Source organism: Pseudoalteromonas sp. TB64 (assembly GCF_000498095.1).
In the GTDB taxonomy this organism is placed as follows: Bacteria; Pseudomonadota; Gammaproteobacteria; order Enterobacterales; family Alteromonadaceae; genus Pseudoalteromonas.
Genome location: NZ_AUTQ01000113.1, coordinates 42552 through 51461 on the forward strand (window position 1 = coordinate 42552; position 8910 = coordinate 51461).

At 36.5% G+C, this 8910-nt stretch carries 5 protein-coding genes; 3 read left to right on the plus strand and 2 right to left on the minus strand.

Annotated features, from left to right (window positions below):
* Window positions 1–697: 697 nt before the first annotated feature.
* Complete coding sequence (locus tag L647_RS0108755) at window positions 698–3676, plus strand: DUF3857 domain-containing transglutaminase family protein (protein ID WP_024610805.1); 2979 nt, start codon at window positions 698–700, stop codon at window positions 3674–3676.
* A gap of 258 nt (window positions 3677–3934) precedes the next feature.
* Window positions 3935–4882: a DUF547 domain-containing protein gene (locus tag L647_RS0108765; RefSeq protein WP_024610807.1), complete on the plus strand. Its 948-nt coding sequence runs from the start codon at window positions 3935–3937 to the stop codon at window positions 4880–4882.
* 1148 nt (window positions 4883–6030) lie between these two features.
* On the opposite strand, the gene ylqF is transcribed toward L647_RS0108765, so the two are convergent.
* The gene (ylqF, locus tag L647_RS0108770) at window positions 6031–6975 is read right to left on the minus strand and encodes a ribosome biogenesis GTPase YlqF (protein ID WP_010554855.1); all 945 of its coding nucleotides are present in this window, start codon (window positions 6973–6975) and stop codon (window positions 6031–6033) included.
* Window positions 6976–7066: 91 nt separating this feature from the next.
* Between ylqF and L647_RS0108775 the strand changes: the two genes are divergently transcribed.
* The gene (locus L647_RS0108775) at window positions 7067–7555 is read left to right on the plus strand and encodes a YaeQ family protein (protein ID WP_033024344.1); all 489 of its coding nucleotides are present in this window, start codon (window positions 7067–7069) and stop codon (window positions 7553–7555) included.
* Here the strand turns inward: L647_RS0108775 and L647_RS0108780 are convergent.
* Entirely contained in the window at window positions 7545–8816 is a 1272-nt protein-coding gene (locus L647_RS0108780; RefSeq protein WP_024610808.1) for an IS4 family transposase, read from the minus strand. The two genes, L647_RS0108775 and L647_RS0108780, sit on opposite strands and share 11 nt — an antisense overlap.
* Window positions 8817–8910: the final 94 nt, after the last annotated feature.

Below are 8910 nucleotides of genomic sequence, written 5' to 3' on the forward strand. Positions count from 1 at the left end.
TTAATAAAGTCGATAAATTATTCCGCAGGAGTATAACATCACTTAAAGCGAACATCACCATACAAGCCGCTTAAAATGCAATCAATTCAACATATTTTTTTGATCGTCACCATCTATTAAATATCAAACATGACAAAAAAAACGCAATGCATTGAAATAAATAGCATTTAAGGTTTGAGTATTAGGTACACAAAGTTACTTCATTATTTTATAACAACGCTCAGGGCGACCGATACTGTTGCAACTTTGATCCGCTGTTAACTTATCTACTCAAGTAAAGACTCCAAGTAACAGCGTGCTGTAGAGCGACTAACATCAATCAAATTGCCCATTTGCTGAGCAGTAAATGCTGTAGTAACGTGCTTTATAAAAGCATAGTGTATTTTGCAAAGTAAAATGCATGCCTAATAAAAAGACAAACAGCAAAGCTGGTTTTCTAAAAATTACATATAACAGTGGTTAAAATATCTTTGAAAAGTCATTTTTAGAGATAATTAATTACCTTTATGCTTTTGTTGTATTTATAACCCGTGCATATAAAGGGCTGGTTAACTTGAGTTGAAACTTATGCTTTACCGTACTTGCATGTATAAATATGCGTATAGATGCTATTAACATTATATTGTTGAAAATGCCGAAATTTGATACATTTCACTTTCAGTATATATGCATAAAACAACAACAATAAGAACCTAAAATGAAATGGAACTCCTCCCCACTTGTCTCTTACCTACTAACCTTTTGCTTATTCATTTCATGCAGTAGTGCTGTTGCTCAGCAATATGAATTAGATCCACCCGCTGATTGGGTTAATACTCATAAAATAAAACAGCCTGAACAAACAGATAAAACAAAAGTGCGTGATGGCACTTTGTATTTACTGCTAGACAACCAATCCTATATACCGAGCAAACAAAAACAGCAACGCTATACACGGTTGGTTATGCAGGCATTGAATCAAAGCGGTGTTGATTATATAAGCCAGCTTAACCTTGATTTTGATCCAAGTTACGAGTCGCTAACACTAAATAGCTTAACAATTATTAGAAATAATGAGCGTATTGATAAGCTTGGTAGCGCGAGAATGACGGTTATACAAGGTGAATCTGAGTTAGCTGATCGTATTTATAATGGTAGCTTATCACTCAATATTATTATTGATGATATGCGCAGTGGCGACATACTCGATTACAGCTACACAGTGACAGGTAGCAACCCTATATATGCTAATAAATTTAGTACAAGGCGCACGCTTAACTGGTCGGTACCCGTAGTGCAACAAAATATGCGTGTACTTTGGGGTAAACAAACGCCTTTACATATTAATACAATAAACGGCACAGCAGATATTCAAGAAACGCTTAACAAATATGGCAAAGATTATTCTATAACTCTTTTTGAAGAACCTTTACTGGAGCAAAATTCTCAAACCCCAACGTGGTACGACCCGTATACACAAGTTTACTTTTCTGAGTTTGACGATTGGGGTCAGGTAGTTAACTGGGCATATCCACTTTATCAATCAGCCATAGAAACCCCAAACAGCATTTTGGATGTTGCTGAAAAAATAAAAGCAAAACACACAAAAACATCAGATAAGATTGCAGCAGCACTGCGCTTTAGCCAAGACGAAGTTCGATATTTAGGGCTTGAAATGGGCACTAACTCGCATCAACCAACGTCAGCTTCAGAAACGCTTTCGCTACGATATGGCGATTGTAAAGATAAAACAGTACTGCTTATTTCGTTATTAAAAGCGATGGATATAGAAGCCTTTCCTGCGCTAGTTGATACAGAGGAAACCAAACGTTTAAAAAAACTTCCACCTTCTGCAAGTGTATTTAATCACGTAATTGTTACGCTTAAACAAAACGGAAAACGCTACTGGCTCGATCCTACGATTAACTATCAACGCGGCTCTCTCGAATATTTAGCACAGCCTGATTATGGCTATGCCCTAATTATTGATAAAGGTGAAAGCGCTTTAACTTCAATGGCGCAAAAACCTGTACATACAAATGTATCTGTAGAGGATAACTTTTCCATTGCTGAAAAAGTATCTGAGCCATCACGTTTTGAAACCCAGTACACTTATGCTGAATTTGAAGCAATTAACCGAAGAAGCAATATAGCCAGCAGTGGTCTAAATAGCGTTGCTAAATCTTACTTCGAGTATTACCAAAGTTTTTTAAATGGCTTATCAATCAATGAAGCAATGGCAATTAGTGAGCAAGAACAAACGGGTAAACTAATAACCAAAGAATCGTATTTAATTAGTGAATTTTGGGAAAAAACAGACGAAGGCTACGAAGCTAGTTTTTATGCGAGTGAAATACAAAATAGCGTTTACGAACCAAAGCAGGTAAATCGCACCGACCCACTCTACTTTGGCTACCCCAATATAATTAACACCACAATAAAACTACATTTTGCAGAAAAAGGTTGGGGATTTGATAGCGATCAACAAGAAATTGATAACAACTACTTCAATCTAAAAACAACTACTGAATTTAATGATAACGTTTTAACACTGAGTTATGACTATTACGCAAAACAAGATCATATTAAAGCCGCTCAAATAGATGATTATTTAGCACAGCGTAAAAAGTTAATATCAGCAACCCATTACCCTATTCTAAAATACGCGGAAACGACCGAAACACCTCATACAACAGCTGATGTGCTAGATAGCTTTGGTTATAGCTGGCTTAAATATGTGTTGGCTGGCTATATTTTAGTACTCATATTCTTTTTCGCCGATTGGCGATTAGAGTCAGCAAAAAAAGTTAAATTTGAAGATAGTCCATTTTATGCAGTGTCTATAAGTAAGTTTATTATTTACAGTATTTTAAGTTTAGGCATATTTGTTAACTACTGGAGTTATCGTAACTTTAAAGCCATTAAAGAGCGCGATAACTCAAGTATTATGCCTATTGCTCGAGGTATATTTGCGTTTTTATGGTATTACCCTTTGTATCTCGCACTTGCAAAGCACAGCCAACAACAGTTAAACAAAAATAGAGTAATGCCTAACTGGACTGCCTTAACACTCTGGCTAATGGTACTCGCCAGCGCCTTTGCTTATCGTATGGACGAATACGCAACCATAGTGATTTGTATAATGCCATTTTTATGGTTGCCTCTAGTTAGTTACATTGAACAAACCGATACAAGTAAAGAAGCCCTACATTACAACTCGTACTGGCGAATTAGACAGTATTTAATCTCGCTTGTGTTTGCACCTCTATTATTTTTAGGCGTACTTCAAGAAGTAAATATTTTACCCAATGCCGCAATTATAAAAGGCGATAGTTTATGGTCTTACCAAGTACACTTTTTAAAACGTAATCGCCTAACACCTGAAAACGAAGAAATACTCTACTTTTATAGCGATGCAATGTTTGATTACCGAGAAGACGGTAACGGAATAACCGAGAACTATATTTTTAGCTATTACAAAAATGACCAAGGAGAACTTGAATCAGATCTTAGTCATTTTAAAGACATAGAAAAAATAGAAACCACATACGGTAAAACCAAACTTGATAATACAAGTATTAAAGTAATAAAAACTGACGGTAGTGACTTTTTGCTTATTGTAGGACGTTTTAACAAACAAGATAAAGTACTCGTAAAGCAAATTAATTTACGTATAGCAGCCAATAAATTACAATAATTTGACTAAGCTTAATTTAATGCATATTATTACTTTGTTCACAAAACAAACAACCGTGAGCGATATTGGATATAATCATCGAGGGAAATAATATGATCAAATTAATAGCTAAATCTGTAATGCTGAGTACGTTGCTGTCAGCCCCGTGCTTTGCTGAAAGTAGCAATACAACAAATTCTTTAGACAGTAAGAATCAAGTGACTGCTAATTTTGCAGTTGACTACTCTCAATACAATACTGTTTTAGAAGCCTCTGTTCTTGAATTGGCTCNGTTCAGATAGATCGTACATTTCCTATGATGAAAATGAGCAAGGTCCTAACCTTGGAAGTAACCGAGCGACTGATGCAGAAGCAAACCGCTTTTATTATGAGCAATTTATTGATGATCCAGAATTAACAAAATCAATTGCAGCTATACAAAGTAATCTTCTTAGTTATTTAGCAAATAACCAACTTAGTAAATTAAGTAATGAAGAACAAACTGCATTTTGGCTGAATCTACATAATGTAGCAGTAATAAATGAATTAGCTCAGCGCTACCCAAAAGACACTAATAGTTTATCTTATGACGTGGCTGATAAAAGCAGCTTCTTTTACAAAAAGCTATTCACATATAACGGGCAAGAACTTAGTTTAGATGACATTGAATACAAAATATTAATGCCATTAAATAAAAATAACCCTCTTGTAATGTATGGCTTATATAAAGGCTATATCGGTTCACCAAATATTAGAACTCAGGCATACACCGCTAATAACTTAATGCCTTCATTAATTGATAACGCTCAAGAATTTATTAATTCAAATAGAGGCACTAATTACAGCAGTAACCTTCTTAATGTATCGACCATGTATAAAGATAAAAAAGCATATTTTAATGACTTTAATAATGATTTACTTGCTCACCTGAGTTTGTATGCAGATAACGATTTACTAAATAAGTTAAAAAATAAAAAAACAGCTCTTTTTACCATCGATAATTATGACATTACTGATGTAACAGGTCCTAAGCACCGAGACTCTTACGATATTATTATTAGTAATTGGGATAAAGCATTACTGATCCCTCAGCATAGCTTTCCTCGCTTAAACAATCTTAATATTCCAGCTAAGCGAATCGTTATTCTTAGAGAGTTACAAAGAAAAAATGATTTGTTAAAAACAAACGTAAGTGGTGAAAACGCCTACTACGCTAATAACCAATAGTATAATCCCAATTAAAAATGCGCAGTAAATGAAGTAACCCCAATAGTTGGACATACCAATTACTGGGGGGTTTTTATGTCCAAACCTTATAGAGCATTCACATTAAAGCTCGCTAAACTTTTCCAAAGACACAGCCCTAGGGCCCTAAGCTTAAAATATAAACGAAAACCTCTCTCCTGCATTAATCGATTAGCTCTAATAAATAAAAATCACTATTAGATATATCGAATTAAAGCTCTACTGGTTAGTCAAACAGCTTAGATTATTATTCTTTTTTATACTTAACAATAGCTTACAAAACAAACAAAGAGATAATAGGAATTATTTGCATTTAGGTGTTGACAGATAGTTAGATCTAACTGATAATCAATATCAACAAGACGGAAGACATACTGGCTTGTGACGGAATGAATTGATTAATTGTTTCTGACCCTGAAACAACGTGTAGCGCACGTTAACAGCTATGGTTACTTATTATGGACCGCAACGCCCCTTGATGTTGATAATAAGTAACCGCCCTATTTTACTTGCTACATTGCTCATATCGGTGACGGTAGATATGAAACTAAAAAAGCCCTTACGGGCTTTTTTTATGTCTGCAATTTAACAAATTTAAGTTACTTATAACGCTAAATAACCTGAACTCTGGTTAAGAGATTTACTAACGTATTGAGTCATGGTGATATTTAAATTTATTTTCTCTAGCCAGAGATTTTCAGTGAAAACAAGGCGAATTTACGCGTCAATAGCTGGTCTATTGCAAGTAAATTCAACGCAGTTAGCGCTGAAAATAGCTGCTCGAGATAGATTTATTATTCTAGGGCGTGTTGACCTTTGTGGATTGAAATTTGTTCAATCTAGGGGCGATTTAATCGCGGCGCGAGGTTTGTAACCTAGTGGGCTAAGTAAATACCGAGCAAAGCTTCCGCGTCCTGCTCACGCCCCTTACCTACATCCATGTAGGCAACAAAGAGTCAATCGTCCCTAGAAAGAACCCAAAGGGCAGCGCATGTTTGGCATTTATGCTGCGTTATCGCCTATTTATGGAGAATAACCACACTACATAGGCTCTGCCTTGCCCAAATACCAAATATACTGCTGCAAATTCAACCACGAAAGGTCAACACGCCCTAGGTTCAGGTTAATTATTAACGACGGTTTTTACGCGCTCGTGCTCGGCGTTGAAGTTTCTCTTCTTCTTTAGCTTGTTTTTTAGCTTCTGCAGCGGCACGTAAACCAGCAACCATTACTTCTTCTTCCTCACGCATTTGCGGAGTTTCCATTGTAATGCGACCAATAATGCCATCACGTAATTCGTTAATTAGTATTTCAGACATTTTGTACGTGTCGATTTGATTACCACCACGAATACAGCCACGCTTTTTACCCGCCATTTCAACAAACTCCCAATCACTTTCAGGAAGTTCGGCAATTTTATAACGTGCTTTTAAAAGCTCTGGGTACGCACGCAATAAGTATTCAGCGGTATAGCTAGCTACTTCTTCATACTCAAGCGCTGTATCACGAATAGCACCTGTAGCACCTAAACGATAACCTGAGTTTTCGTTCTCTACTTTTGGCCAAAGCATACCCGGCGTATCGTAAAGCATAATGCCATCCTCAAGCTTAATGCGTTGCTGCGCTTTAGTTACTGCAGGTTCATTACCTGTTTTTGCAACTATACGCCCAGCTAATACATTAATTAACGTAGATTTACCTACGTTAGGAATACCCATTATCATGGCTTTAATTTGCTTATCGGCACCCACTTTATGCGGCACCAGTTTTTTACAAAGTTCGTTAATGCGATGTACTTCAGCCGCTTTATCATGTCCAAAAGAAATAGCTTTAACACCGTTTTCTTGCTCAAAATAATCTTTCCAGATTTGAGTCATTTTAGGATCAGCTAAATCAGCTTTGTTCATAATTTTGATGACCGGCTTACCTTCACGCAAGGTTGCCACCATCGGATTTTCGCTACTATAAGGAATGCGCGCATCAAGCACTTCAATGATCACATCCATTTGTGGCATTATTTCTTTAATTTCATTGCGGGCTTTATTCATGTGCCCAGGGAACCACTGGATAGCCATTTTTAACTCCTAACGTATAATTAACTGCTATTTTAACTGGCAATTCACTTAATTGCGCTATACTGACGCAAATTTTTTCAGATTAGTTGTTATGGCTCTTAAATCCACCATTATGAAAGTCCAATTATCGCTTAGTGATATGGACCGTCACGTTTATCAAGATTTTAATTTAACCTTGGCTCAACACCCTTCAGAAACCGATCAACGGTTAATGATTCGCTTACTCGCTTTTGCATTAAATAGCTGCGATGGTTTAGAGTTTACTAAAGGATTAAGTGCTGATGATGAGCCTGAGCTTTGGCATGTAAGCTATAGTGAAGAGATAGAGCTGTGGATTGAGCTTGGCTTACCAGATGAGAAGCGCCTTAAAAAAGCCTGCAATAAGTCTAAAAAAGTGGTGCTTTATACGTACGGTGAAAATAATCAGGCAATTTGGTGGCAAAAGCATCAACCTAAACTGTATGAATTTAAAAACCTGAGTATTTTTAGTTTAGATTATGCGACAACACAAGCACTTGCCGCTTTAGTTGATCGCAGTATTAAGCTTGCTATTACTCATAGGTTAGACATTAAGAGATAATTGGATTCAGGCCGCATTTTAATCGTCCTTTTTCTTTATCTCTTTTTGGGTTCGCTCTTCGTGCATATTTTGACAAAAAACTGATAGTTTTTTGCCATGCTTTATTCAGTGTCGATATCACGCCTTGTGTTATCGACTCCATTAATTGATAAAACCAACCTTGGGTGTTTTTTGCTACCATAAATGTTGATAGCTCAATACCGGCAAGTTGTTGAACACTCATGCCTATTCGCCTCTTTACTAACAACGTCAATAAACTTGCCCACACCAAGCCTTCCATCATGCTCGCTTTTCTGGTGTTAAATTTTTGCAGGTTGCAATAAGACTTCCATTCTTTAAACAGTAACTCTATTTGCCACCTGAGACTGTAGAGCTTTATTACCGCTTCAGCGCTAAATTTTTCTCGATTTAAGTTCGTTGCCCAATAAGTAGGCTCACTTTTTCCTCTAGGCCAGCTCGCAATCAATCGATAATTAGTTTTACCTTCCACATCCATATCGACAATAACACTACGACGAATATGCTTTTTAACGTCCTTTTGCTTCTTCTGTGAAAACCGTTTTAACGCGTTACCGTGACGATTAAAAGCAGCTACTACGGTTGGATTAACCGTGGTTTTAGCCCTGACAACATAAAAGCCTCCTGCTGTATCAATTGATTCAAGATACGATAACTTAAAATAACCTCTATCCGCTAAAAACAAGGTGTCGACTAACGATTTAGCATCAGGTAAAAAATCATATTCAGCTTGGCTATCAGGACTCACTGAGATTTCTTCGGGATAACCTTGAAGCACATCCCAACTCACATGAACCTCTATTGCCGCAGGACTTATTTTAGTAAAGCGACCTTTAAAGGTATCTTTTAAACTATCGTGCACTGCGAACGAACTTCCGTCTTGCAATATGATGCGTTTGAAATCTGACAGTGTGACTTCTGTGCCGAGTATTTGTTGCTGCCATTCATTTAACGCCACATCGACCAGTGATTTCATCAATTGGCTGAATTCAGGCTTACTCAGTTGATTGTGAAACGGTTTATATTGAACATCAGTTTCCGTCAACTTCACAAAATAACGATGTAAATCTGTCACGGTGTTTACCGATTTATCGCCTAGAGCCGTTATTAACGACATGACTAATTCGAAAGGTTTTATTATTCGTTTACGGCTACAAAAACGGCTTGTTTTACCTATTTCGTTAATATTAAAATCGTTAAGCACTTTCGTTATTTTGTTTAACTCAGTATTATATTTATTCATGCTCTGCTTTTGGGATAGATAGTGGTTTGGCGATTACTATCAGATCAAATTCAGAGCATGTTTTCAAGTTTTATTCCTTAAGATCCAACCTATG